Here is a 24660-nt window from a genome sequence, read left to right on the forward strand (position 1 = left end):
CAGTCTACTGACGGCCAGGTGGCTACCAGCCAACGCACGGGTGTGCGCGCGTAGCATCAAGCCGTGAAATCCTGGAAGACTCCCCTGCTGGCGTTCGTCATCGACGCTGTGCTCGTGCTGGTCTTCGTGCTCATCGGACGCCGCAGCCACGGCGAGGCGGCGAGTCTCACCGGGATCGTCGACACATACTGGCCGTTCCTCGTCGGCCTCCTGGCCGGGTGGCTGGTGACCGTCGCGTGGCGTCGCCCGCTCGCGATCCTCTGGCCGGGCATCCCGGTCTGGCTGATGACCGTGGCGCTCGGGATGCTCATCCGCACCTCGGTGGGGCAGGGCATCGAACCGAGTTTCATCGTCGTCGCGACGGTCGTGCTCGGCGTGTTCCTCGTCGGATGGCGGCTCGTCGCCATCCCGCTCGTGCGGCGTCGCCGCCGCGCGCTCGCCCGCTGACGCTGCGCCGCCCCGCCGCGCCGTCGCCCCACGAGTCGTGTGAAAGGCGCGGTCGTGCGCGCTCCGACCGCGTCTTCGGCACGAGTCGTGCGACGTGCGGTCGCGCCGTCGCCCCACGAGTCGTGTGAAAGGCGCGGTCGTGCGCCCTCCGACCGCGCCTTCGGCACGAGTCGTGCGACGTGCTCAGCGCGGCAGAAGCGCCGTGGCGACGGTGAAAATGGCCACGCCCGCGAGCGCGCCGACGACGGTGCCGTTGATGCGGATGAACTGCAGGTCTTTCCCGACCTGCAGCTCGATCTTCTCCGTGGTCTCCTTCGGATCCCACGCGGTCACCGTGTCGCCGATCACGCTCGCGATGTCGTGCCGGTATGTGGCGACGAGGTGCACGGCCGCGTCGGTGAGCCACACGTTCACCTTGGCGCCCAGCTCCCGGTCCGAGGCGAGCCGCGCTCCCGCGTCCGCGAGCGCCGCCTCCGCGCGCTGCCGCAGCTCGCTCTGCGGGTCGGCCAGCGCATCCACTGCTGCGGTCTTGGCCGCCTGCCAGGCGGAGCCGGCCAGCTCGCGCACGCGCGGGTCGTCGAACGCGTGGTGCTTGGCCGCCTCGAGCTTCGCGATGGTGGCCTGGTCGTTCTGCAGACGGTCGACCAGCTCCACGAGATAGCCGTCGATGGCCACGCGCAGCTTGTGCTGCGGGTCGGAGCGCACGTCCGCGAGGAAGCGCCGGACCTCGGTGTACACCCGGTCGTCCACCAGCCGGTCGACGAACGACGGCAGCCAGGACGGCAGACGGGCGGAGACGAGGGCGCCGAACGCCTCCGGGTTGGCGGCGACCCAGTCGTCCAGCCGGTCCACGAGCAGGTCGACCGCCTCGTGGTGTCCGCCGGACTCCAGGATGCGCGCCCCGAGCCTGCCGATCGGCGGCGCCCACTCCGGCTCGATCAGGTGGGTGCGCACCACGGCCTCGATGGCGTCGCGCATCGTCTCGTCGTCGAGCATGGTCGCCAGCCCGCGCACCGCGGTCGACGCCTCGGCGACCACCCGCCGCGCATTCTCCGGTCTGGCCACCCAGGAGCCGAGCGCTCCCGCGATGTCGATGGAGCCGAGCTTGCCTGCGACCACCTCGTCCGACAGGAAGTTCGTCTCCACGAACTCGCCGAGGCTCGCGCCGATCTCGTCCTTGCGGTTCGGGATGATCGCGGTGTGCGGGATGCGCAGCCCGAGGGGATGCCGGAACAGCGCCGTCACCGCGAACCAGTCCGCCAGCGCTCCCACCATGCCGCCCTCGGCCGCCGCGCGCACGTAGCCGAGCCACGGGAACCTGCCCTGCAGTGTGAACGCGATCACGAAGATCACCGCCATCAGCACGAACAAGCCGGTCGCGATCAGCTTCATCCTGCGCAGCGCCCGCAGACGCTCCGTATCGGACGGGCTCAGGATGCGCGTGGCCGTGGTCACTGGACGATGTGCAGTTCTCGGCTGGTGTTGTTGAGTCGCTTCGCCCCGGACGCGGTGGCGACGACGATGTCCTCGATGCGCACGCCGAAGCGGCCGGGCAGGTAGATGCCCGGCTCGATCGAGAAGCACATCCCCTCCTCGATCGGGCGCTCCTCACCCTCGACCATGTACGGCGGCTCGTGCGTGGTCATCCCGATGCCGTGACCGACGCGGTGGATGAAGTAGTCTCCGTAGCCCGCATCCCGGATCACGGCCCTGGCCGCCCTGTCGATCTCCTGGCAGGCGACGCCGATCGCGACGGCCTCGAACGCCGCCTGCTGGGCGCGTTTCACCGTCTCGAACACCGTGCGTTCCTCGTCGGTCGGCTCGCCGACGTGGACGGTGCGGGTGGTGTCCGAGCCGTAGCCGTCCATGATGCCGCCGAAGTCGAGCACGACCATGTCACCGTGCTCGATGGTGCGGTCTCCCGCCTCGTGGTGCGGGTTCGCGCCGTTCGGGCCGCTGCCGACAACCGTGAAGTCGACCTGGGAGTGACCGTGCTCGCGCAGCAGTCTGGCGAGGTCGGCGGCGACCTCGTTCTCGGTGCGCCCGGCGAAGCGGACGGAGAGGATCTGCTCGAAGGTCGCGTCGGCGGCGGCGCCCGCTGCGGCGAGCCGGTCGATCTCGTCAGCGCCCTTCACCGCGCGGAGCATCGGCAGCGCGTGCGAGATGGACTCGAATCGCGCGTCGGGGAGCTTCTGCTGCAGCGCGAGCAGGTGCATCGCCCAGGCGGCGTCGGAGATGACGTAACGGCCGTTCGGCTTCAGGAGGGCGGCGGTCGGGACGTACTCGTCCGTGCCGTCCGACCAGTCGAAGATGCGGAAGGCGTCCGCCGCACGCGTCGCGGCGGCGCTGTCGTGCTCCAGGATCGGCACGATCATGGCGGGGTCGCCGTCGGAGGGGATCACCAGCAGGGTGATGCGCTCCGTGGTGGCGATCGGAAGATAGTCGGCGAAGTATGCGAGGTCGGGGCCAGGGGCGATCAGCAGACCGTCGAACCCCGCTGAGGCCGCGCTGCGGGCTCCCCGCTTCAGTCGCTCGGCGAAGTCGTCGGGAGAGAGCTGCTTCATTCGGTTCCTTTCGAGGGTGCCTCTGCCGGGCCGAGCCAGGCGTTCGCGACGGTGGAGTGCGCCGACTCGTCGTCGGATGGGTGGAAGATCCCGGCCAGCACGTCGCGGTACAGGCGACCGAGCTCGTTTCCGGCGAAGTACGTCGAGCCGCCGGAGACGCGGATGGCCTGGTCCACCACCTGCCGCGCGGTCTCGGTGGCACGCACCTTCATCCCGACCAGCTTCGGGAACCACTGGGCTCCGTGGTCGGCGAGCTGGTCCACATCCCGTGCGATGGCGTCGAGCTGGGGGAGCAGCGCGTCCTGGGCGATGGCGGCGTCGGCGACGCGCCACCGGATGTCCGGGTCGGCTGCGTAGCTGCGGCCGTCGTTCTTGAGGCTGGTGCGGCGGTGGGCGGCAGCGACGGCGAGGTCGAGCGCGCGGGCGCCGATGCCGGTGTAGACGGCGGCGAGCAGGATCTCGAAGTTGGCGAAGATGGCGAAGACCAGGGAGTCGGGGTTGGGGCCGGGGTCGAGGCGGCGCACGATGCGGTCGGCCGGTGAGACGGCGCCGTCGAGCACGGTCGTGTTCGACTGGCTGGCGCGCATCCCGATGGTGTCCCAGTCCTCTCGGATGGTGAATCCGCCGCCGTCGCGCTCGACGAAGCCGTAGACGATCTTGGGGGCGTCCGCGCTGGTGGTGTCGATGCCCATTGTGCCGAGCCGCGTCCAGGCGGGGGAGAGGGAGGTGAAGATCTTGGTGCCGTGGAAGCGGTACGAGCCGTCCGGCTGAGGACGCGCATCCGTCGTCGAGCCGAACAGCACGAGGTCGTTGCCCGCCTCGCTCAGGCCGAACGCGAACACCTCGCCGGCACCGGCCTCGCGCAGCACGAAGTCGAGGGAGGCGTCTCCACGGTCGTGCAGGACCTTGGCCACGCCGGTCCAGACCAGGTGCATGTTGACGGCGAGGGCGGTCGCAGGGGCGGCTCCGGCGAGACGGACCTGCTCGCGGGCGACCTGTTCGAGGCCGAGGCCGCCTCCGCCGAATCCGGCTGGAACCAGGGCCTTCAGGTATCCGGCGTCGACCAGTTCTGCGAAGTCGTCCGCGAAGAAGGCGTTCTCGGCGTCGTAGCCGGCTGCCCGGGAGCGGATGCGCTCCAGCAGCTCGTCGCTCAGCAACGGGATGTGCTCGGTCACGCTCCCCAGCCTACGGGAGGCCGCCCGGCGCCGCCCGGGCGGTCTCCGTCCGAACGGAGTTCCGGCCGAAGCCGGCCGGTCTCTCCGTCCGAACGGAGTTCCGCACGGCGCGTCGGCCGACTTCACCTTCGGACACCCCCTACTGAGCGGTGTAGCCGCCGTCGACCAGGTGGTAGCTGCCGGTGATGAAGCTGGCGGCGTCGGAGGCGAGGAACGCGACGAGGGCCGCGACCTCCTCCGGCTCGCCGAGGCGGCCGAGGGCGTGCTTCGACTCCAGGAAGTGGAGGGCGTCCGCATCCATCGCAGACTCGACGAGCGGGGTGCGGATGAAGCCGGGGCCGACCGCGGTGACGCGCACCTTCTGGTCGGCGTACTCGAGCGCGGCGTTCTGGGTGAGACCGAGCAGGGCGTGCTTGGCCGTGACGTACGCGGACGAGTTCGGGAAGCCGACGCTGCCGAGGATGGATGCCATGTTCACGATCGAACCGCCGCCGTTGGCCGCGATCGCGTCGAGCTGCGGGCGCAGCGAGTAGAACACTGCGTTGAGGTTGATCTCGATGACCTTCCGCCAGCTCTCCAGCGAGTAGTCGCCGACCTTGTTGGCCTCCCCGCCGATTCCCGCGTTGTTGACCGCGATGCGCAGTGGCGCCAGCTCGTTCGCTGCGGCGACGCTCGCGATGGCGAATTCGGGGTCGGTCACGTCTCCGATGAGCGCGGCGGCGGTGCCGCCTGCGGCCTGGATCTCGCCGACGACCGCGTTGGCGTTGGCCTCGTTGAGGTCGGTGACGAGCACGGCTGCGCCGCTCGCCGCCAGCGTGAGAGCGACCGCGCGTCCGATGCCGGAGCCTCCTCCCGTCACGATCGCGGAACGGCCTGCGACGTCGTACTGAGCCATGAGTGAATCTCCTTTCAGTTATCCGACACCTGTCGGATAACTCAATTGTACGATCGAAACATGGATGCACGCCAAGAGAAGACGATCGCGCGCTTGAGCGACGCCATCCTGGAGCTCGCCACCGAGCGTCCGGTGACCGAGATCACCGTCTCCGAGCTCGCCCGCACGGCCGGGGTGCACCGCTCGACCGTCTACACATACGCGCCGTCGCCCACCGAGCTCCTGCAGCAGGTGCTGCGTGGCGAGCTCGACGTGCTCCGCGCCGGCTACCTGCTCGACGTCGGCCCCGATGACGCGTTCGCCGCGGTCGTCGGCGTCACCCGCGCGGTGCTCGTGCACGTCGACGAACACGACGCGATCTACCGTCGCGGCCTTGGTCCGGACAGCGGCTCCGCCAGCCTGCACGCGATGCTGAGCGCGCACTTCCAGGGCTCCATCGAACTGCTGCTCGACCAGCACAGTCTCACCGTCCCCGCCGCGGACGCCGCCGAGCGCCGCATGATCGCGCGCTACCTGGCCGACGGCACCATCGGCGCGATCGACGCCTGGCTCGACAGCGAACGCCCGAGGGATGTGGATGCGCTGCTCGACGTGCTCGCCCGCGTCCGGCCGCCGTGGTGGCCGAACCGTGCGGAAGGAAGCGCGGCGGAGCGCCCTGCCGGGAGCGCCCCCGGACCGGTGTGAGAGGGTGGGGCGCATGGGGAGAGTCGCTGACGCGTTCGGTCGGATCTTCCGGCGCGCCCCGCTGCTGCACGTCGCGGGCGATGAGGGCACCGGCCCCGTCGTGGTGCTCGTGCACGGGATCGCCTCCTCCTCCGTCACCTTCCAGAACCTCGTGCCGCTGCTCGAACCGTCCCACCGGGTCATCTCCATCGACATCCTCGGCTTCGGTCGTTCGCCGACCCCGCCGGATGCGACGTACACGCTGGAGGAGCACGTCGACGCCCTGCACGCGACGCTGCGGTCGCTGAGGATCGCGCATCCGTTCGTCCTGGTCGGGCACTCCCTCGGCAGCCTGATCGTGGCGCGGTACGCGGCCGAGCATCCGGATGCGCTGACCAGGCTGGTGCTGGTCGGCCTGCCGATCTACGGCACCCCCGCCGAGATCGGGGACAGGAGGGTGCGCAGCAGGGTGAGCGCCTACCTGCGCGCCTACGAATTCCTGCGGAACAACAAGGAGTTCACGATCCGCAACGCCGGGATCCTGGCGCGGCTCCTGCCGATCAAGGGCGTCTTCGAGATCACCGAGAAGAACTGGTCGCCGTTCGTGCTCTCGCTTCAGAACTGCATCGAGTCGCAGACCGTCGTCAGCGATCTGGCGCGGGTGCGCGTTCCGGTGCAGGTGGTCTACGGCACTCTGGATGCGTTCATCGCGCCGGGCAGCCTCGCCGTGGTCGAGGCGATGCGGCACGTCACGATGCACAGGGTGGAGGCGAACGACCACATCATCCGCAAGCGCATGGCGCGCGTGGTGGCCGCCGCCTGCGGTTGACGCGGGCGAGGGGAGCGGCCCGCCTCAGGCGGGGCGGATGCTCGACGCGGCCGCGAGGTAAGCCTCGCCGTCGAAGCCGTCGAACAGGGTGGACTGCGTGACGTAGCCCTGCACGATCCCGACGTACAGTGACGCGTACCTCTCGGCGAGTCTCGCGGCCTCGTCAGCGTCCGCGCCGAGCGAGTGCGCGTACCAGGCTCGGAGGTAGTCGGTGAGCATCCCGCTCACGCGGACGCCGATGGCGTCCGTCATGGTGCGCAGCTCCGGTTCGTGCGCGACCTCGCCCCAGACCTGGACGAGCATCCCGAGGTCGCCGACCTGCGCCTTCATGCCGGTGAGCAGCAGCCCGATGATCTCGCCGGGGGAGGGGAGGGGTGAGTGTGCTCTGGCTTCGGCGAGCTCGAGGAAGCGGGCGTCGAGCACCTCCATGATCGCCAGGTGGATCAGCTCGCTCTTGCTGCTGTAGTGGCCATAGATGGCGCCGGCGGAGAGGCCGGACTCGGTGATGATGTCGGCCATGGACGTGCCCTGGAAGCCGTTCCTGGCGAAGCAGCGCAAGGCGGCCTGCGCGATCTCGTGGCGTCTGGCCGTGCGGTGGGCCTCGCTGACCTTCGGCATCGTCGGCTCGCTCTCCTTGGAAAAAAGAATGTTCGTTCTTGACAGTAGCCGATGCCTCGCTCACAATAAAGAACGAACATTCTTTTTATTTGGAGGTCATCGTGACCACACCCACCCAGCAGCAGCCCATCCGCATCCCGCACACCCCGTGGGGTCGGGCCATCGCCGTCGCCGTCGCGGCCGCCGTCATCGTCGGCGTCGTGCTCCTCGCCTTCGTCTGGCCCACCATGACCTCGTCGGTGAAAGACGTCCCCATCGCCATCGCGGGCGACAGTGCCCAGGTCGCCGCCGTGCGGACCACCCTCGACACGAACGCGCACGGGGTCTTCGACGTGACGACGGTGGACTCCCGCGCCGCGGCCGTCGACCGCATCCAGACCAGGGATGCGTACGGCGCCATCGTTCTGGGCGCTCAGCCGGAGGTGCTCACCGCGTCGGCCAACGGAGCGGCCGTCAGCCAGCTCCTCGGCCAGCTCGCCGGTCAGCTCCAGACGCAGGCGAACGCGCAGGCCGCCGCGGCAGTGCAGAAGGCCGTCGCCGCTGGCGCCGCGCCGCAGGGAACGGTCGCACCGGCCATCACGGTGAAGGTGACCGACGTCGTGCCGCTCGCTTCCACCGACGCACGCGGCCTCGGACTCACCGCCGCCTCATTCCCGCTCGTGCTCGGCGGGCTCGTCGGCGGCATCCTCATCTCGTTCCTGGTCGCCGGCAGTTGGCGGCGACTCGCAGCGGTGACCGCGTACGGTGTGGTCGGCGGACTCGGGATCGTCGCCATCATGCAGGGCTGGTTCGGCGTGCTGCAGGGCGACTACTGGCTCAACGCGCTCGCCGTCGGGCTGGCCATGTTCGCCACCGCATCCTTCATCGTCGGGATGAACGCGCTCATCGGCCGCGCCGGCATCGCCGTCGGCGGTGTGCTGACCATGCTGATCGGCAACCCGCTGTCCTCCGCTGCGCAGCCCATCCAGTTCATGGCGGCGCCGTGGGGTGCGATCGGGCAGTGGTTCGTGCCTGGGGCGTCGGCGACGCTGGTGCGCGATCTGTCCTACTTCCCGGATGCGGACACGCTGTTCCCCTGGCTGGTGCTGGTCGGCTGGAGCCTGGTCGGAGTGATCGCGATGATCGCCGGGCACTTCCGCAACCAGGAGGTCGTCGCGGCGGCGGTCCCCGAGCACCACGACGACCGCGTCCTCCAGCCCGCCTGACCTGTTTCGCCCACATCGAGTGGTCCCGAATTGCCGTTGCGGCCGGTGCCGCACGGCAATTCGGGACCACTCGTTCGCGTAGCCTGGCGGTATGCAACAGCGCACACTCGGCAAGACGGGCCGCACGGTCTCTGTCATCGGACTCGGCACCTGGCAGCTCGGAGCGGACTGGGGCGACGTCAGCGAGCAGGATGCGCTGGCCGTCCTCGACGCCGCGGTCGCGGAGGGTGTGACCTTCTTCGACACGGCGGACGTCTACGGCGACGGGCGCAGCGAACGCCTGATCGGCGCATACCGGGCGGCGCATCCCGAGGCTCCGCTGACGGTCGCGACCAAGATGGGCCGCCGTGAGGCCCAGGACCCGGACAACTTCACGCTGGCCAAGTTCCGCGAGTGGACGGACCGATCTCGCGCCAACCTGGGCGTCGACACGCTCGACCTGATGCAGTTGCACTGCCCGCCGACCCCGGTGTTCTCGACGGATGCGGTCTACGACGCCCTCGACACGCTCGTCGCAGACGGCGCGATCGCGAACTACGGCGTGAGCGTCGAGACCTGCGACGAGGCGCTCGCCGCGATCGCGCGGCCGGGCACGGCGACGGTGCAGATCATCCTCAACGCGTTCCGGCTCAAGCCGCTCGACGAGGTGCTTCCCGCGGCTCGCGAGGCAGGCGTCGGGATCATCGCGCGCGTTCCTCTCGCCTCCGGGCTGCTGAGCGGCCGGTACACGGCCGACACGGTGTTCGCCGCCGACGATCACCGCGCGTACAACCGCCACGGCGAGGCGTTCGACGTCGGCGAGACGTTCTCCGGCGTCGACTTCGACGAGGGCGTCGCCGCGGCCCGCGAGTTCGCGGCGCTGGTCCCGTCCGGTCTGACTCCCGCGCAGGCGGCGCTCGCCTGGGTGGCCCAGCAGGACGGCGTCTCCACCGTGATCCCGGGCGCCCGCTCGCCGGAGCAGGCGCGCGCCAACGCGGCAGCAGGCTCCGCCGCCCCGCTCGGCGCCCCATTCGAGGCCGCGGTCCGCGACATCTACGACCGCCGCTTCCGCGCCGTCGTGCACCCGCGCTGGTAGCGCGTCCGCTGCCACTCGCCGCTCGCACCGTCCCGCGGCCGCCGCTCGCGCCGTCCCGCCGCTTACCGCTCGCGCCGCCGCCCCGCCCCGCTGCCCCCGCGCCGCCGCTCCATAACGAAGGAGTTTCGGCCCGCACACGACCCGTTCTCTGTCCGGACGGAGTCTCGGACGGCGTGTCGTTTCGGTCTTCCTGCTGAACGAGCCGTTCTCCGTCCGGACGGAGTGCGCGGCGACACGCCGCGACGGCTCTCCGTTGCGACGGAGCTGTCGTCGTCTCGCGCGGCATACTCCTGCTGAACGAGCGGAGCTCCGTTCGGACGGAGTTCGTGGCGACACGCTGTGTCGGTTCTCCGTTGGGACGGAGTTGCTGTGGTGTTGTGCGGCGTTGTCCTGCTGAACGAGCGGAGCTCCGTTGGGACGGAGTTCGGGGCGAAACGCTGTGTCGGTTCTCCGTTGGGACGGAGTTGCTGTGGTGTCGTGCGGCATACTCCTGCTGAACGAGCCGTTCTCCGTTCGGACGGAGTTCGGGGCGACGCGCCGTGTCGGTTCTCCGTTGGGACGGAGTTGTCGTGGGCTCGTGCGGCGTGTCCTGCTGAACGAGCGGAGCTCCGTTGGGACGGAGTTCGCGGCGACGCGCCGTGTCGGTTCTCCGTTGGGACGGAGGTTCTGCCGCAACGTCCGGCGTTGGCTGGACGGAGAGGCCCGGGGGCGCGACGCGGCGCGGCCGCGGCCGGGCGGAACCGGCGCGTCAGGAGGGCTGGACGGGAACCGGCTCGGTGTCGGGGATGGGGGAGGCGTCGCGGCCGCGGAGGTCCGGGTGGATGCGGTGGGCCAGGGCGGGCACGATGAAGCCGACCAGGGCGAACGCGCCGGCCACCCAGAACGCGCCGACCGCTCCGCTGCCGTCGATGAGGAAGCCGGCCAGCGCGGAACCGAGGGCGGCGCCGATGAGCTGGCCGGTGCCCACCCAGCCGTACGCCTCTGCGGTGTCGGAGAACTTCACGCTCGCCGAAACGATCGCGAACAGCACGGCCAGGGCGGGTGCGATGCCGAGGCCGGCGACGATGAGCGTGAGCGAGAGGCCCCACCAGGAGCCGAGCATGAACGTGGAGATGACCACGCCGACGAAGACGATGAACATGCGTCGTGCCGTCGCCCAGGGTCCGATCGGGACGTGCCCGAACGCCAGGCCGCCGACGAGGGAGCCGAGTGACCAGATGGCAAGCACGATGCCGGCGAACGGCGAGCCTTCGCCGAAGTTCGCGACCACGCCCGCCTCGATCGCAGCGCACGAGCCGATCAGCAGGAAGCCGACCACCGTCGCCAGAAGCACGGGAGGACGGGCGAGCACCACGCCGAACCGGCGCTTGCTGCGCGGGATGCGCACCCTCCCGACCTCTGGCGAGGAAATGAACCACAGGCCGCCGAGCAGCATGATCGCCACGGACATCAGGATGCCCTGCACCGTGCCGATCTGGGTGGCGACGAACGTGATCGCGACGGGTCCTGCGATCCAGATGATCTCTTGCGCGGACGCGTCCAGCGAGAACAGCGGGGTGAGCTGACGGGAGTTGACCATCTTGGGGTAGATGGTGCGGACAGCGGGCTGGATGGGCGGCATACTGAGCCCGGCGAAGAACGCCACGCCCATCGTCACCGGGATGGGCATGACGAACACGCCGATCGCCGCGACGGCCGCCGCGCACAGGATGAGGGTGGTCCACAGCACCACGCGCATCCCGAGGATGCCCATCAGGCGGCTCGTCATCGGCCCTGCGATGGCCTGGCCGATGCTCATCGCGCCGAGCACGAGTCCGGCTGCGCCGTAGGAGTGGTGGACGTGCTCGATGTGCAGCAGGAAGGCGAGCGAGAGCATCCCGAACGGGAACCGGGCCAGAAGCTGGGCAGCGATGATGCGCGTGACGCCCGGCGTCTTGAGAAGGCTCGAATACGTGCTCACAAGAGGTCAAGTCTATCGGTGGGATGCGGTTCGCCAAGGGGGGAGACGGGCTGTGGAAAAGTGCATAAGTTATGCACACCTGTGGATGACACGCCCACTAGATATGGGGTTCGATAAATGTCGGTACCCCGCTATATAGTGGTCACACGCCGAAACGCACTGCGGGTCTCGCCCAGCGGATTTCGGTCGTGACAAGGGGTTTTGCGAGCGCGCCGTGCGCGCCCGCGGGGAACGCACAGACTTCGCCGCTCAGGCAGAGCGGCACAGTGAGAGGGAGAGAAAGTGGCAATCACGGTCGTGAAGCGCAACGGCGAGAGGGAGCCGTACGACGCGAACAAGATCAACCTGGCCATCGAGTCGGCCGCGCAGGGCCTCGACGAGAACATCACCTGGGTCACCCAGATCGCCAGCGAGCTCGAGCTGACGCTGTTCGACGGCATCACCACGCAGCAGCTCGACGAGGCCGTCATCCAGGTCGCGCTGCAGAACGTGAAGGACGACCCGGCGTTCGACACCGTGGCCGCCCGCCTCCTGCTCAAGACGATCTACAAGCGCGTCCTCGGCGACTACGAGGGCCACGACGAGCTCGTCGCACTGCACGCCAGCCACTTCCGTGCGTACATCGAGCGCGGCGTCTCCGAGCAGCTCCTCGAGCCCCGCTTCACCTCTCTCTTCGACCTCGACCGCCTCGCCGGCCACCTCGACCCGTCGCGCGACGGACTGCTCAAGTACATCGGCGTCGTCACCCTCAACAACCGCTACGGCATCAAGGCGCGCAACGGCGAGACCCTCGAGGTCCCGCAGTACTTCTGGATGCGCATCGCGATGGGCCTGTCCCTCAACGAGGCAGACCCCACCTCCCACGCCCTCGGGTTCTACGACAAGATGTCGAAGCTCGAATACCTCGCGGCGGGCTCCACTCTGGTGAACGCCGGAACCGCATACCCGCAGCTCTCCAACTGCTTCGTCATGGAGATGCAGGACGACATCGAGCACATCGCGAAGAGCGTCCGCGACGTCATGTGGCTCACCAAGGGCACCGGCGGCATCGGCCTCTCCGTCACCAAGCTGCGCGCCCAGGGCTCGCCCATCCGCTCCAACAACACCACCTCCACAGGCCCCATCCCGTTCATGCACACGATCGACTCCGTGCTGCGTGCGGTCAGCCGCGGTGGCAAGAAGTTCGGCGCCCTCTGCTTCTACATGGAGAACTGGCACATGGACTTCCCGGAGTTCCTCGACCTGCGTCAGAACTCCGGCGACCCGTACCGCCGCACCCGCACCGCCAACACCGCGGTCTGGATCAGCGACGAGTTCATGAAGCGCGTGCAGAACGACGGCGACTGGTACCTCTTCGACCCGCTGGAGGTCTCCGACCTCAACGAGCTGTACGGCAAGGAGTTCTCCGAGCGCTACGCGTTCTACGTGGGCGAGGCAGAGGCCGGCCGCCTGCACATGTTCAAGAAGATCAGCGCGCGCTCGCAGTTCAAGGACATCCTGATGAGCCTCCAGACCACCAGCCACCCGTGGCTGACCTGGAAGGACACCATCAACAACCGTGCCCTCAACAACAACACCGGCACCATCCACCTGTCCAACCTCTGCACGGAGATCACCCTCCCGCAGGACCGCGACAACGTCTCCGTCTGCAACCTGGCGTCGATCAACCTGTCGCGTCACCTGGTCGACGGCAAGATGGACTGGGCCCGCATCGAGGAAAGCGCCCGCAGCGCCGTCCGCCAGCTCGACAACCTGATCGACATCACGATCTCCAGCGTCGACGAGGCCGACTTCTCCAACAAGCAGAACCGTGCCATCGGGCTCGGCGTGATGGGCTTCACCGACATCGTCGAGCGGCTCGGCTTCAGCTACGAGAGCGAAGAGGCGTACGACCTGATCGACGAGATCATGGAGCACGTCTCGTACGCCGCCATCGACGAGAGCGCCGACCTGGCGAAGGAGCGCGGCGCGTACCCGAACTTCGACGGTTCGCGCTGGTCGCAGGGACTCGTCCCGTTCGACTCGATCGCCCTCACCGAGCAGGACCGCGGCGTGCCGATCAAGGTCAATCGCACCACGCGTCTCGACTGGGACAGCCTGCGCGAGAAGGTCAAGGGCGGGATGCGCAACGCGACCCTCATGGCCATCGCACCGACCGCATCCATCGGCCTCGTCGCCGGAACCACGCCCGGCTTCGACCCGCAGTTCTCGCAGATCTTCAGCCGCTCGACCTCGTCGGGCAAGTTCCTCGAGGTCAACCGCAACCTGGTCGAGGCGCTGCAGGCCCGCGGCCTGTGGGAGACCACGCGCGAGTCGATCCTGCGCTCGCAGGGCGACATCCAGAACGTGGCGGAGATCCCGGACGACCTGAAGGCGGCGTTCAAGACGAGCTTCCAGCTCTCGCCGTACGCGTTCCTCGAGGTCGCGGCCCGCGCTCAGAAGTGGATCGACCAGGCCATCAGTCGCAACATGTACCTGGAGACCAGGGACATCGGCGACATGATGGACATCTACTACGCAGCGTGGGAGCGTGGCGTCAAGACCACCTACTACCTGCACATGAAGCCCCGCCACCAGGCTGAGCAGTCGACCGTCAAGGTCAACAAGGCCGAGGAGATCTCGGGCGGCCGCAAGGGCTTCGCGACGGTCGGTGCCGGCGCACCTGCCGCATCCACGGAGAAGGCGGAAGCGCCGGCAGCACCTGCTCGCCGCGGTTTCGGCTTCGGCGGACTGTCGACGGGTGGTGAGAAGTAAATGAACACCACCAAGATCGAGGAGTACTACGTGCCGGTCGACCCGATGGACGACCTGCAGTGCGAGTCCTGCCAGTAGCCTGCTGACCCGAAAGAGAGAGAAGAAACACGATGCCGATTCTGGGAACGGGAATCGAAGAGGGCCTGCTGCTCAAGCCGGTGAAGTACAAGTGGGCGATGGACCTGTACGACCAGGCCGTTGCGAACACGTGGTTCCCGAACGAGATCCAGCTCGGTGAGGACATCGCCGACTTCAAGAAGATGACCGACGAGGAACGTCACGCCGTCACCTTCCTGATGAGCTACTTCAACCCGAACGAGCTCCTGGTGAACAAGGCGCTGGCCTTCGGCGTGTACCCCTACATCAACGCGGCCGAGGCGCACCTCTACCTCGCCAAGCAGATGTGGGAGGAGGCGAACCACTGCATGTCGTTCGAGTACGTCCTTGAGACGTTCCCGATCGACCGCGAGCAGGCGTACAACTCTCATGTGGACATCCCGTCGATGGCCCGCAAGGAGGAGTTCGAGGTCAGCTTCATCAAGCGGATGACCGAGCAGACCCTCGACATCACGACGACAGAGGGCAAGCAGGACTTCATCCGCAACCTGGTCGCGTACAACGTGATCCTCGAGGGGATCTGGTTCTACTCGGGCTTCATGGTGGCGCTGTCATTCCGTCAGCGGAACCTGCTGCGCAACTTCGGCTCTCTGATCGACTGGGTGGTGCGCGACGAGTCGCTGCACCTCAAGTTCGGCATCAACCTCATCCTGACCGTGCTCGAGGAGAACCCGGACCTGCAGACCCCGGAGTTCGCTGGTGAGATCCGTCAGATGATCCTGGATGCGGTGGCGATGGAGGAGGAGTACAACCGCGACCTTCTCCCCGGCGGCATCCTGGGCCTGAACGCGAACTACATCAACCAGTACGTCCGCTACCTCGCCGACCGCAGGCTCGAAGAGCTCGGCTTCGAGGCGGAGTACAAGGTCGCGAACCCGGCCAAGTGGATGGCGACGGCGAACGACACGCTCGAACTGGTGAACTTCTTCGAGTCCACCAACACCTCGTACGAGTCGAACGCGAAGGCGTCCACCGGACACTGAGGTCAGCACAGCGCGGAACGGCGTCAGGGGAGCGATCCTCTGGCGCCGTTTCCCTTTTCAGCGCCGTCCGTGGATCACCGAGTGCGTGCCGATCTTCGCAGCGTTTCGGACGGGGAGACGCCGAATTGCTCGCGGTAGCGGAGGGCGAACCGGCCGAAATGGTAGAAGCCCCACGCGGCGGCGATCCGGGAGACCGAGGTGAACTCCGGGTCGCCGCTGACGAGTTCGCGGTGCGCGCCGTCCATCCTGACCCGGATGAGGTAAGCGAACGGGCTCGTGCCGACGTGCTCCTTGAAACCGCGATTGAGGGCGCGAACGCTCGAACCGACGGAGGCGGCGATATCGGGAACCGTGATCGGCTCCTGCGCATTCTCGTCGATGAACCGGACGGCACGGCGGACGGCGGCCGGTGCCTGCGGGGCGGCAGGAGCATCCAGTGCTGTGCGGAACTGGTGGTCGGCGGCCAGCAGCAGTCCCGTCGACAGGACGCTCGATAGGTGCGAGGTGATCAGCGGACTGAGTGAGAGGGCACCGGAGCGGTCGAGGGCGTCGAACACCGCCCTCGCGTACGTGTACCACTCCGCCCCTCGGCCGGTGCGCAGGTCGAGGACGCGGGGGAACTCGATCAGGGCGGGGGCGTCGATGCCGAGGAGGCGCCCGAGGTCCGCTTCGAGGGGGCGCCGGTCGAACCAGACCATCGACAGGACGTCGTCCGCGACCGCCCAGCCGCGCACGTTCACGCTGTCGGTCGGGCCGCTGATGGTCGCGAGCTCCGGCGTCGAGGTGTATTCCACGGCGCCGGTGCGGACGTCGAGCACGGTGGCGCTCGGGACACTCACGGCATAGGTGTCGTCCACCCGGTCGATGTCGACAGAGACCTCGCAGCCGTAGCGGACCTGCCCGACGGTGGCCGTGCCGACGTGCGCGGCACGGAGGCTGTACGAGAACGACGCGTTCGCGTGCCGCGGGACGACGCGATGGTCGCTGAACAGCCGCGAACCGACCTCGATCGCCTCCTCGAGGTCGTTCGTATCGAAAGACTGAACCACAGAGTCCGTCATCTCCGACACCTCCGACGTGCTGGCACGAATGCTACTCCGTAAGGGATGCACGAAGATGGAGAGTATGACGCACCTCATCGATGCAGCCGCCCTCTCCGATGCGCTGGCCGCATCCCCGGCATCCACGGCATCCACTGCATCCACCGCCTCCGCGCCGCTCAGGGTGCTCGATGTGCGCTGGAGGCTCGGCGGTCCTCCCGGTCGCGACGAGTACGCGGCCGGCCACATTCCCGGAGCGGTATACGTCGACCTGGACACCGAGCTGGCCGGTCACGGGCTGCCGACGGACGGGCGCCATCCGTTGCCGTCGGTCGACGATTTCCGGGATGCGGTGCACCGCTGGGGATTGAACGACGGCGACGACGTGGTGGTCTACGACGACGTGTCCGGCACCTCGGCCGCTCGGGCCTGGTGGCTGCTGCGGCACGCGGGTTTCGGGAGCGTGCGCGTTCTCGACGGTGGTCTGGCCGCGTGGCGCGCCGCGGGCGGAGCGCTGGCGACGGACGCGAGCATCCCGGAGCGGGGGACGGCGACGGTCGCGTACGGTTCGATGCCCACGATCGACGCGGACGGCGCCGCGGCCATGCCGGCCGACGGGGTGCTGCTCGACGCGCGCGCCGCTGAACGGTTCCGCGGGGAGGTCGAGCCCGTCGACCCGCGCGCCGGTCACATCCCGGGCGCCGTGAGCGCTCCGACCGCGGACAACCTGGCCGCGGACGGCACGCTGCTCGGCGCCGATGCCCTCGCCGAACGCTTCGCCGCTCTCGGGGCGACGGCCCAGAAGCCCGTCGCGGTGTACTGCGGCTCCGGTGTGACGGCGGCGCACGAGATCCTCGCACTGGAGGTCGCCGGGGTGCGTGCGGCGCTCTACCCTGGGTCGTTCTCGGCGTGGTCGAACGACGACGAGCGTCCCGTCGCGACGGGCGTGTGACCTGCGGTGCGCGCGATGCTACGGCGTGTGACGTAACAGTCGGCAACAGCCGCCCACCGGCACGCGATGCGCGCCTAGTGTCTCTGCATGACCACCGTGGATGCGCACCAGACAGGCTCGCTCGTCGCGGCGCCCGCCGACACGCTGGCCGCGTCCGGTGAGGTGTTCGACTCCGTTGCGTCCCTCATCGGCAACACGCCGGTGGTGGAGTTGCGGTCCCTGACGCGCGGCCTCGCATCCCGGGTCTTCGTGAAGCTCGAAGGACGCAACCCCGGCGGTTCGTCCAAAGACCGCATCGCGCTGAACATGATCCGCACCGCCGAGGCGGACGGCTCGCTCGCGCCGGGCGGCACGATCGTCGAGGCGACGAGCGGCAACACCGGCATCGGGCTCGCCCTCATCGGCCGGCTGACCGGGCATCCGGTGGTCATCGTGCACGCGGGTGACATCTCCGACGAGAAGCGGACGGTTCTGAGCGCGTACGGCGCGCGGCTGGTCGTCGCCGACTGGGAGGCGGGTCCGGACGACCCGGCCAATCCGCGCGCGGTCGCCGACCGCATCGCGGCCCAGACGCCCGGCTCGTGGCGTCCTGCCCAGTTCGCGAACGCCGCGAACCCCGCCGCGCACTATCAGGGCACGGGCCCGGAGATCTGGCGGCAGACGGCGGGCACGGTCACGCACTTCGTCGCATCCATCGGCACCGGAGGCACTGTCAGCGGCACGGGACGCTACCTCAAGGATGTGAGCGCGGGCGCCGTGCGCGTGATCGGCGCGAACCCGGTGGGATCGACGTACGCCGGTGGCGCCCCCGGCCGCATCCTGGTCGACGGGGTCGGCTCCGCCTGGCCGCGGGAGTGGTGGCCGCACACGTTCGACTCCGATGTGCTCGACGAGGTGCAGACGGTCGACGACCGCGCGGTCTACGCGACCGTGCGCAGGCTCGCCGCCGAGGAAGCGCTGCTGCTCGGGCCGTCGTCCGGGCTGGCCGTGGCCGTCGCGCTGCGGGCAGCACAGGATGCACGGCCGGGGTCCGTCGTCGTCGCCATCGCCCCCGACGGCGGCATCAACTACCTCACGAAGGCGTTCGACCCCGGCTGGCTGGCCGCCGCCGGGCTCGGCGACTGACCGCTCGACACAGACAGAAAGCACCCATGAGTCTTCTCCACTTCGGCTGGTTCCTCGGCGCAGGCTTCGGCGTTCAAGGCTGGGGCGACCCCAGCTACGGCATCGGCTACGACTGGAAGCAGCCGCAGGTGTACCAGGACGCTGCTCGCGTGTTCGAGGCGAGCGGGTTCGACCTGTTCATCATCGAGGACGGCGTCGCCGTGCCGGACACCTACGGCGGCACGGCGGAGGTCAACCTGTCCGCCGCCCGCTTCGTGCCCAAGCACGACCCGCTGCCGCTCGTGCCGTACCTGCTCGGGGCGACGAGCAACCTCGGCATCGTGCCGACGCTCAGCGCCAGCTTCTACGAGCCGTTCACTGCCGCCCGGCTGCTGTCGACGCTGCAGCACTTCGCGGGAGGACGCCTCGGCTTCAACGTCGTCACCAGCGGCTCCGACCTGGCGGCACAGAACTACGGCCTCGACAAGCAGGTCGACCACGACCTCCGCTACGACAGGGCGGACGAGTGGGTGGATGTGGTCCGCAAGCTCTGGCGAAGCTGGGAGCCGGACGCCATCGTCGAGGACACGGAGCGCGGCGTGTTCGCCGACTTCCGCAAAGTGCACACGATCGACCACGACGGCCGGTTCTTCCAGGTGCGCGGCCCGCTCAACACGGCACCGGCCGCCGACGAACCGGTGATGGTGCAGGCGGGCGCCTCCGGCCGGGGCCGAGACTTCGCGGGCAAGAACTCGGACGTGGTGCTCGCGCTCGCCTCCACAGAGGAACGGATGCGGGAGTATCGCGACAGCATCCGCGAGGTCGCCGCATCCACAGGGCGCGACCCGGACTCGATCAAGGTGCTGTTCGTCGTCAACCCGATCGTCACGGCGAACGCGGAGGAGACCGCGAGCGTCAGGGCGGCCAGGGCGGAGCTCACGCAGGCGGCCATCGACGAGGCCTTGCAGTCCATCTCCTACCTGAGCGGCGTCGACTTCAAGACGTTCGACCTCGACGCGCCGCTGCCGGAGCTGAGCACGAACAGCAATCAGGGCACCCTCGACAACTTCGTGAAGTCCGCACCAGAAGGGTCGACGCTGCGCGAGATCCTGCAGACCAGAGCGCGCAAAGACGGCCTGGCGATCATCGGCACCGCCGATGAGATCGCAGACCACCTCGGCGAGCTCGGCGCTGCGGTGGGCGGCGACGGCTTCCTGTTCACCGGTCAGGTGCACCCCGCGAACGTGCACCGCACGCTCGACGCGCTCGTGCCCGCCCTCCGCCGCCGCGGGCTCATCCGCACGGAGTTCGGCGGAGCAGGGCTCCGGCAGAACCTGCTCGCGTTCTGACGGGGATGCTCTGATGGCGCGCGAGAGGATCAGGCTCACGTCGGCAGCGCCGACGACGGACGACATCGTCGCCATCGCGGACGGGGCGCAGGTGGAGTTCTCCGCCGAGGTGCTGGCCGTGCTGGCCGCCTCACGCGCGGTGGTCGACCGCGCCATCGAGGCCGGCGAGCCGGTCTACGGCCTCAACCGCAGACTCGGCGCGGGCCGGGATGCGGCGGTCGACCCGGCAGAGTTCGCAGAGTTCCAGCGGCGCACCATCGCCAACCACCGCGGCGGCACGGGGGAACCCTTGGCGGCGCGCGAGGTGCGCGCCGTGATCGCCGCGCGCCTCGCCGGGTTCACCCGCGGCGGCGCGGGGGTCCGGCCGGAGCTGGCGGAGACGTACGCCGCGCTGCTCGACGGCGGCGTGCATCCGGTGGTCCCGCGACGCGGATCGGTGGGGGCGGCCGACCTGACCGTGCTCGCCGAGATCGCGGCGGTGGTCACCGGAGACGGGTCGGTGCTCGGCGAGGGAGACAGTCCGCCGCGTCCTGCCGCCGAAGCGCTCGCCGCGGCAGGCCTCTCCCCGCTCGCTCTCGCCCCGCACGAGGGACTCGCCGTGCTGAGCGCGAACGCGTACAGCATCGGCGTCGGCGCGCTGACCGCCTCCGACGCGGCAGCGCTCGCCGAGGCCGCCGACCTGACCGTCGCGCTCTCGCTCGAAGCGGTCGGCGCGGCATCGCCCGCCGGCAACCTCAGCCCGTACAGCGCCGTCGTGGCCGACGCGAGAGGCGGGGCCGGTCAGCGGGCCTCAGCCGCCCGCATCCGGGATGCGGTCGCGGGCGGCGCCCTGGAACGCCCAGGACGCACGGTGAGCGTGCAGGACCCTCTGGCGTTCCGCACGGCCCCACAGCTCAACGGCGCGCTGCGCGAGGCCGTCGAGCGGCTGCGCGCCGAGCTGGACCTCGAACTCGCTGCGCGCAGCGAGAACCCGCTGGTCGACGTGCCGAGCGGCCGGATGGTGTCGGGCGGAAACTTCCAGGCGCTGCCGCTCGCACTCGCGTTCGAGAACCTGCGGCTGGTGCTCGCGCATGTCGCATCGGCGTCCGAGCGGCGGACGGCGGCGCACTCGCTCGCCCTCGCGCCGTCGCGCGCGGCGGGAGAGACGCGCATCCCCGGCCTGCTGCTCTACTCGGCTGCGGCGGCGGTCGCCGAGCTTCGCCAGCTCGCTGCCCCGGTGACGCTCGGCATCACCACGCTCTCCGGCGTCGAGGACCACGCGACGCTCGCGCCTGTCGCCCTCCAGCTCGCACAGCGCTCACTCGCGCTCACGAGCGAGGTGCTCGCCATCGAGGCGTTGCACGCGACCGACCTGCTCGGCGTCGCCGGCGCGACGGCGACGGCGACGGGAGAGGGAACGGGCCCGCTCCAGGCGTCCATCGCCGCGCTGATCGGCGACGATCTGCCCGCTGCCCGGCTCGTGGAGGCCGTTCAGAGCGTCTTGCGGAACGCCAGGTAGGAGACGACCTCCCAGTCGTCGTCGATGTCGAACAGCGGCTCGTAGCCGAGGGAGAGGTACAGCGCGACCGCCTCCGGCTGCCGGGCGCCGGTGGTCAGGACGATGTTCCGGATACCGCGCCGTGCCGCCTCCGCCTCCAGCTCGGCCATGACGCGCCTGGCGAGCCCGCGACGGCGGTACCCGGAGTGCGTCCAGACCCGCTTCACCTCGACGGTCGCGTCGTCCTCTCTCATGAACGCGCCGCCCGCCACGGGCTCCCCGTCCGCCAGCAGCAGGATGAACGTGCCCCCGTGTTCGGCGCTGAAGCGTTCGGCCGGGTAGCGGGACAGCTCGACGGAGGACGGGATGCCGTCGTTCATCCCGTAGCGCTCGTCGTACTCCCGCGACAGTTCTGCGACCAGGGGAGCGGCGAGGGCGTCGTCCGGGGTCGTCACGAGCACGACGGCGGAGGCGGCGATGTCGGCAGTGTGTTCGGTCACCAAACGACGATATCCCGGCGGGCACGTCTCGTGCATCACCGGTCCCGTCTTCGTCGTGGTTAAGTGTGTCAGACTGCGGATTCAGTGCAATAAATCCCGAAACCTGTACGAAATCTCCGTGAAAAACTGCGTCGCACGCGTGAATTAGTGTGAATGAACCGCCCCGCGGCTGAGGTATGCTCCCATCACCCGCACCTGCATCCCCTGCACAGGAAGAAGGACGAACACCATCATGCGCATCCGATCCGTGGCCTCCGTGGCCGCCATCGCCGCCGTGGCAGCGCTTGCGCTCAGCGGCTGTGTCGACAACTCCACTCCGGCCGACAGCAGCTCACCGTCGAGCGCGTCCGGCGTGAAGAAGGACGACGCCCTCGCCGGCCAGTTGCCCGCCGACATCAAGAAAGCCGGCGTGCTCACCGTCGGCATGGACAACACGTACCCGCCGAACGAGTACAAGGACGACAGCGGCCAGCCCGCCGGCTGGGAGGTCGAGCTGACCAACGCCATCGGCGCCAAGCTCGGACTCAAGATCAACTACGCCATCGCCAAGTTCGACAACATCATCCCGAGCATCGTCGGAGGCAAGGACGACTTCGGAATGTCGTCGTTCACCGACACGACCGAGCGTGAGAAGCAGGTCGACTTCGTGAACTACTACACCGCCGGCATCATGTGGGCGTCGGCCAAGGGCAAGACGATCGACCCCGACAATGCCTGCGGCCTCAAGGTCGCGGTTCAGGCCACCACCTACGAGGACACCGACGAGGTCCCCGCCAAGTCGAAGGCGTGCACGGACGCGGGCAAGCCCGCCATCCAGGCGCTGCGCTTCGACACGCAGGATGCGGCGACCAACGCCGTCGTCCTCGGCCAGGCAGACGCGCTCAGCGCCGACTCGCCCGTCACCCTGTACGCCATCTCGAAGTCCAGCGGCAAGCTGCAGGCGGCGGGCAAGGCCTTCGAGGTCGCCCCGTACGGTCTCCCGGTCGCCAAGGACTCCAAGTTCACGAAGGTGCTCCAGAAGACGGTCCAGTCCCTGATCGACGACGGCACCTACGGCAAGATCCTCGACAAGTGGGGCGTCTCCGACGGCGCCGTCACCACGGCCGACATCAACGCCGCCTCGAAGGGCTGAGTGACATGACCCTGGGCAACCAGGACCGGCCGGTGACGGGTTCCACCCCGTCGCCGGCCGGCGCACCGCCGTCGGAGCCGATCAAGGCGATCAAGCTCAAGCACCCGTGGCGGATCGTCTTCGCCGTCGTGCTCATCCTGCTGGTCGTCTGGTTCATCATCGACGCATCCCAGCGCGAGGCGTACGGCTGGCAGTACGTCGGCAAGTACATCTTCGACAAGCGCATCAGCGCCGCCGCGCTCGTCACCCTGCAGTTGACCGTCTACTCGATGATCATCGGCGTGATCCTCGGCCTCTGCCTCGCCGTGATGCGGCTGTCGCCGAACCCGGTGGTCAAGTCGATCGCCTGGCTCTACCTGTGGATCTTCCGCGGCACACCCGTCTACGTCCAACTGGTGTTCTGGGGCCTGTTCTCGTTGATCTACCCCAAGATCTTCCTCGGCGTGCCGTGGACGGACTGGGGCGTGACCTTCGACCTCGCGTTCATGCAGAATGCGTTCATCATCGCGATCATCGGTCTCGCGCTCAACGAGGCCGCATACATGGCCGAGATCGTGCGCGCCGGACTCCTGTCGGTCGACTCCGGCCAGGAGGAGGCCGCGACGGCGCTCGGGATGGGCTGGGGCCGCACGATGACCCGCATCGTCATCCCGCAGGCCATGCGCGTCATCATCCCGCCGACCGGCAACGAAGTGATCTCGATGCTGAAGACCACCTCGCTGGTGGCGGCCATCCCGCTGACCACCGACCTGTACGGCGTCGCACGGGACATCTCCGCCGTCACGTACACGCCCGTCCCGCTGCTGATCGTCGCATCGTGCTGGTACCTGCTCTTCACCTCCATCCTGATGGTGGGGCAGTACTTCCTCGAGCGCCGGTTCTCGCGCGGAGTGAACGCACGCAGGCCGGACCGCGGCGACGGAGCCGCGCTGACCGGCGCCGTTCCTGTCGCCGGCGCGCCCGGCAACGACCTGGGAGGTAAAGGATGAGCGACGGAACGGTAACCCCGATGGTCCTCGCCGACGGCGTCTCGAAGAGCTTCGGTTCGAACGAGGTGCTGAAAAGCATCTCGCTGTCGGTCAACCCCGGCGAGGTGCTGTGCATCGTCGGGCCGAGCGGCTCGGGCAAATCGACCTTCCTGCGCTGCATCAACCACCTCGAACGAGTGGATGCCGGACGCCTGTCCGTCGACGGCCAGTTGGTCGGCTACCGCCAGCACGGCGACAAGCTCTACGAGCTGAAGCCGAAGGAGGCGGCGAGGCAGCGCCGCGAGATCGGCATGGTGTTCCAGCGGTTCAACCTGTTCCCGCACATGACGGCGCTGGAGAACGTGATCGAGGCGCCGATCAGGGTCAAGGGCGTTCCGAAGGCGCAGGCCGTCGCACGCGCCCAGGAGCTGCTCACCAGGGTGGGCCTCGGCACCAAGGGCGACCACTACCCCGCGCACCTGTCCGGCGGTCAGCAGCAGCGCGTCGCCATCGCGCGGGCGCTGGCGATGGACCCGAAGCTGATGCTGTTCGACGAGCCCACCTCGGCGCTCGACCCCGAGCTCGTCGGCGAGGTGCTCGACGTGATGAAGGGGCTCGCCGCATCCGGTATGACCATGATCGTGGTCACGCACGAGATGGGCTTCGCTCGCGAGGTCGCCGACGAGCTGGTCTTCATGGACGGCGGCGTCGTCGTCGAGTCGGGAGACCCGCGCGAGGTCCTCGCCAACCCGCAGCACCAGCGCACCCAGGCCTTCCTCTCCAAGGTGCTCTGACCTCCGCAGCAATCGAGCCGGGACTTATGCACGCCCCACCCCGGCGTGTCGCGTGCATA

General features: G+C 68.9%; 22 protein-coding genes. 14 read left to right on the forward strand and 8 right to left on the reverse strand.

Annotated features, from left to right (window positions below):
* Positions 1–63 precede the first annotated feature (63 nt).
* Positions 64–447 carry a DUF3054 domain-containing protein gene (locus ACYVGI_RS09910; protein ID WP_460632456.1) on the forward strand — a complete coding sequence of 128 codons (384 nt, stop codon included), beginning with the start codon at positions 64–66 and terminating at the stop codon, positions 445–447.
* A gap of 183 nt (positions 448–630) precedes the next feature.
* Here ACYVGI_RS09910 and ACYVGI_RS09915 read toward each other — a convergent pair whose 3' ends face one another.
* From ACYVGI_RS09915 to ACYVGI_RS09930, 4 genes are all read right to left on the reverse strand, one after another.
* Entirely contained in the window at positions 631–1902 is a 1272-nt protein-coding gene (locus ACYVGI_RS09915) for a DUF445 domain-containing protein (RefSeq protein ID WP_460632457.1), read from the reverse strand.
* Positions 1899–3011 carry a M24 family metallopeptidase gene (locus ACYVGI_RS09920; RefSeq protein WP_460632458.1) on the reverse strand — a complete coding sequence of 371 codons (1113 nt, stop codon included), beginning with the start codon at positions 3009–3011 and terminating at the stop codon, positions 1899–1901. The genes ACYVGI_RS09915 and ACYVGI_RS09920 overlap by 4 nt, the downstream gene beginning before the upstream one ends.
* Entirely contained in the window at positions 3008–4186 is a 1179-nt protein-coding gene (locus ACYVGI_RS09925; protein ID WP_460632459.1) for an acyl-CoA dehydrogenase family protein, read from the reverse strand. Before ACYVGI_RS09925 ends, ACYVGI_RS09920 begins: the two co-directional genes overlap by 4 nt.
* A 139-nt stretch (positions 4187–4325) precedes the next feature.
* Positions 4326–5081 (reverse strand): SDR family NAD(P)-dependent oxidoreductase, encoded by a 756-nt coding sequence (locus ACYVGI_RS09930; RefSeq protein WP_460632460.1) that lies wholly within the window; start codon positions 5079–5081, stop codon positions 4326–4328.
* A 60-nt stretch (positions 5082–5141) separates the two neighbouring features.
* Between ACYVGI_RS09930 and ACYVGI_RS09935 the strand changes: the two genes are divergently transcribed.
* Together ACYVGI_RS09935 and ACYVGI_RS09940 are read left to right on the forward strand one after the other, a co-directional pair.
* Positions 5142–5765, forward strand: coding sequence for a TetR/AcrR family transcriptional regulator (locus tag ACYVGI_RS09935; RefSeq protein ID WP_460632461.1), 624 nt, complete (start codon positions 5142–5144; stop codon positions 5763–5765).
* A 13-nt stretch (positions 5766–5778) separates the two neighbouring features.
* On the forward strand, positions 5779–6573 hold the full coding sequence (locus ACYVGI_RS09940) for an alpha/beta fold hydrolase (protein WP_460632462.1): 795 nt from the start codon (positions 5779–5781) through the stop codon (positions 6571–6573).
* Positions 6574–6597: 24 nt separating this feature from the next.
* On the opposite strand, the gene ACYVGI_RS09945 is transcribed toward ACYVGI_RS09940, so the two are convergent.
* Positions 6598–7191: a TetR/AcrR family transcriptional regulator gene (locus ACYVGI_RS09945; protein WP_460632463.1), complete on the reverse strand. Its 594-nt coding sequence runs from the start codon at positions 7189–7191 to the stop codon at positions 6598–6600.
* A gap of 101 nt (positions 7192–7292) precedes the next feature.
* Between ACYVGI_RS09945 and ACYVGI_RS09950 the strand changes: the two genes are divergently transcribed.
* A complete protein-coding gene (locus ACYVGI_RS09950; protein ID WP_460632464.1) occupies positions 7293–8396 on the forward strand; it encodes an ABC transporter permease in 1104 nt (367 codons plus the stop codon).
* Positions 8397–8487: 91 nt separating this feature from the next.
* The gene (locus ACYVGI_RS09955) at positions 8488–9471 is read left to right on the forward strand and encodes an aldo/keto reductase (RefSeq protein ID WP_460632465.1); all 984 of its coding nucleotides are present in this window, start codon (positions 8488–8490) and stop codon (positions 9469–9471) included.
* A 748-nt stretch (positions 9472–10219) separates the two neighbouring features.
* On the opposite strand, the gene ACYVGI_RS09960 is transcribed toward ACYVGI_RS09955, so the two are convergent.
* Positions 10220–11431, reverse strand: coding sequence for an MFS transporter (locus tag ACYVGI_RS09960; RefSeq protein WP_460632466.1), 1212 nt, complete (start codon positions 11429–11431; stop codon positions 10220–10222).
* Positions 11432–11713: 282 nt separating this feature from the next.
* On the opposite strand from ACYVGI_RS09960, the gene ACYVGI_RS09965 reads away from it, so the two are divergent.
* Together ACYVGI_RS09965 and ACYVGI_RS09970 are read left to right on the forward strand one after the other, a co-directional pair.
* Complete coding sequence (locus tag ACYVGI_RS09965) at positions 11714–14185, forward strand: ribonucleoside-diphosphate reductase subunit alpha (RefSeq protein ID WP_460632467.1); 2472 nt, start codon at positions 11714–11716, stop codon at positions 14183–14185.
* Positions 14186–14295: 110 nt separating this feature from the next.
* Positions 14296–15285, forward strand: coding sequence for a ribonucleotide-diphosphate reductase subunit beta (locus ACYVGI_RS09970; RefSeq protein ID WP_460632468.1), 990 nt, complete (start codon positions 14296–14298; stop codon positions 15283–15285).
* Positions 15286–15359: 74 nt separating this feature from the next.
* Here the strand turns inward: ACYVGI_RS09970 and ACYVGI_RS09975 are convergent, their stop codons facing one another.
* Complete coding sequence (locus ACYVGI_RS09975) at positions 15360–16346, reverse strand: AraC family transcriptional regulator (RefSeq protein ID WP_460632469.1); 987 nt, start codon at positions 16344–16346, stop codon at positions 15360–15362.
* Between the two features lie 64 nt (positions 16347–16410).
* Here ACYVGI_RS09975 and ACYVGI_RS09980 point away from each other — a divergent pair, with 64 nt between their 5' ends.
* From ACYVGI_RS09980 to ACYVGI_RS09995, 4 genes are all read left to right on the forward strand, one after another.
* Positions 16411–17277 carry a sulfurtransferase gene (locus ACYVGI_RS09980; RefSeq protein WP_460632470.1) on the forward strand — a complete coding sequence of 289 codons (867 nt, stop codon included), beginning with the start codon at positions 16411–16413 and terminating at the stop codon, positions 17275–17277.
* 87 nt (positions 17278–17364) lie between these two features.
* Complete coding sequence (locus ACYVGI_RS09985) at positions 17365–18402, forward strand: PLP-dependent cysteine synthase family protein (RefSeq protein ID WP_460632471.1); 1038 nt, start codon at positions 17365–17367, stop codon at positions 18400–18402.
* Between the two features lie 26 nt (positions 18403–18428).
* Positions 18429–19730, forward strand: coding sequence for an NtaA/DmoA family FMN-dependent monooxygenase (locus tag ACYVGI_RS09990; protein ID WP_460632472.1), 1302 nt, complete (start codon positions 18429–18431; stop codon positions 19728–19730).
* Between the two features lie 13 nt (positions 19731–19743).
* Positions 19744–21228, forward strand: a complete 1485-nt coding sequence (locus ACYVGI_RS09995) for an aromatic amino acid ammonia-lyase (protein ID WP_460632473.1) — start codon at positions 19744–19746, stop codon at positions 21226–21228.
* On the opposite strand, the gene ACYVGI_RS10000 is transcribed toward ACYVGI_RS09995, so the two are convergent.
* Positions 21201–21707: a GNAT family N-acetyltransferase gene (locus ACYVGI_RS10000; protein ID WP_460632474.1), complete on the reverse strand. Its 507-nt coding sequence runs from the start codon at positions 21705–21707 to the stop codon at positions 21201–21203. The two genes, ACYVGI_RS09995 and ACYVGI_RS10000, sit on opposite strands and share 28 nt — an antisense overlap.
* Before the next feature lie 232 nt (positions 21708–21939).
* Here ACYVGI_RS10000 and ACYVGI_RS10005 point away from each other — a divergent pair, with 232 nt between their 5' ends.
* Genes ACYVGI_RS10005 through ACYVGI_RS10015 form a run of 3 tightly spaced genes read left to right on the forward strand, consistent with a single transcriptional unit; the run spans position 21940 to position 24601 of the window.
* Positions 21940–22839 carry an ABC transporter substrate-binding protein gene (locus ACYVGI_RS10005; protein WP_460632475.1) on the forward strand — a complete coding sequence of 300 codons (900 nt, stop codon included), beginning with the start codon at positions 21940–21942 and terminating at the stop codon, positions 22837–22839.
* A gap of 5 nt (positions 22840–22844) precedes the next feature.
* The gene (locus ACYVGI_RS10010) at positions 22845–23828 is read left to right on the forward strand and encodes an amino acid ABC transporter permease (RefSeq protein WP_460632476.1); all 984 of its coding nucleotides are present in this window, start codon (positions 22845–22847) and stop codon (positions 23826–23828) included.
* Positions 23825–24601 carry an amino acid ABC transporter ATP-binding protein gene (locus ACYVGI_RS10015; RefSeq protein WP_460632477.1) on the forward strand — a complete coding sequence of 259 codons (777 nt, stop codon included), beginning with the start codon at positions 23825–23827 and terminating at the stop codon, positions 24599–24601. Before ACYVGI_RS10010 ends, ACYVGI_RS10015 begins: the two co-directional genes overlap by 4 nt.
* Positions 24602–24660 lie beyond the last annotated feature (59 nt).

Source organism: Leifsonia lichenia, assembly GCF_054780215.1.

What these genes read in the sequence shown, in the direction of transcription:
- ACYVGI_RS09940 (WP_460632462.1), top strand. Translation starts at nt 5,779, where the DNA reads ATGGGGAGAGTCGCTGACGCGTTCGGTCGGATCTTCCGGCGCGCCCCG.
- ACYVGI_RS09975 (WP_460632469.1), bottom strand. Translation starts at nt 16,346, where the DNA reads ATGACGGACTCTGTGGTTCAGTCTTTCGATACGAACGACCTCGAGGAG.
- ACYVGI_RS10005 (WP_460632475.1), top strand. Translation starts at nt 21,940, where the DNA reads ATGCGCATCCGATCCGTGGCCTCCGTGGCCGCCATCGCCGCCGTGGCA.
- ACYVGI_RS09995 (WP_460632473.1), top strand. Translation starts at nt 19,744, where the DNA reads ATGGCGCGCGAGAGGATCAGGCTCACGTCGGCAGCGCCGACGACGGAC.
- ACYVGI_RS10010 (WP_460632476.1), top strand. Translation starts at nt 22,845, where the DNA reads ATGACCCTGGGCAACCAGGACCGGCCGGTGACGGGTTCCACCCCGTCG.
- ACYVGI_RS09970 (WP_460632468.1), top strand. Translation starts at nt 14,296, where the DNA reads ATGCCGATTCTGGGAACGGGAATCGAAGAGGGCCTGCTGCTCAAGCCG.
- ACYVGI_RS09985 (WP_460632471.1), top strand. Translation starts at nt 17,365, where the DNA reads ATGACCACCGTGGATGCGCACCAGACAGGCTCGCTCGTCGCGGCGCCC.
- ACYVGI_RS09930 (WP_460632460.1), bottom strand. Translation starts at nt 5,081, where the DNA reads ATGGCTCAGTACGACGTCGCAGGCCGTTCCGCGATCGTGACGGGAGGA.
- ACYVGI_RS09990 (WP_460632472.1), top strand. Translation starts at nt 18,429, where the DNA reads ATGAGTCTTCTCCACTTCGGCTGGTTCCTCGGCGCAGGCTTCGGCGTT.
- ACYVGI_RS09980 (WP_460632470.1), top strand. Translation starts at nt 16,411, where the DNA reads ATGACGCACCTCATCGATGCAGCCGCCCTCTCCGATGCGCTGGCCGCA.
- ACYVGI_RS10015 (WP_460632477.1), top strand. Translation starts at nt 23,825, where the DNA reads ATGAGCGACGGAACGGTAACCCCGATGGTCCTCGCCGACGGCGTCTCG.
- ACYVGI_RS09935 (WP_460632461.1), top strand. Translation starts at nt 5,142, where the DNA reads ATGGATGCACGCCAAGAGAAGACGATCGCGCGCTTGAGCGACGCCATC.
- ACYVGI_RS09955 (WP_460632465.1), top strand. Translation starts at nt 8,488, where the DNA reads ATGCAACAGCGCACACTCGGCAAGACGGGCCGCACGGTCTCTGTCATC.
- ACYVGI_RS09920 (WP_460632458.1), bottom strand. Translation starts at nt 3,011, where the DNA reads ATGAAGCAGCTCTCTCCCGACGACTTCGCCGAGCGACTGAAGCGGGGA.
- ACYVGI_RS09945 (WP_460632463.1), bottom strand. Translation starts at nt 7,191, where the DNA reads ATGCCGAAGGTCAGCGAGGCCCACCGCACGGCCAGACGCCACGAGATC.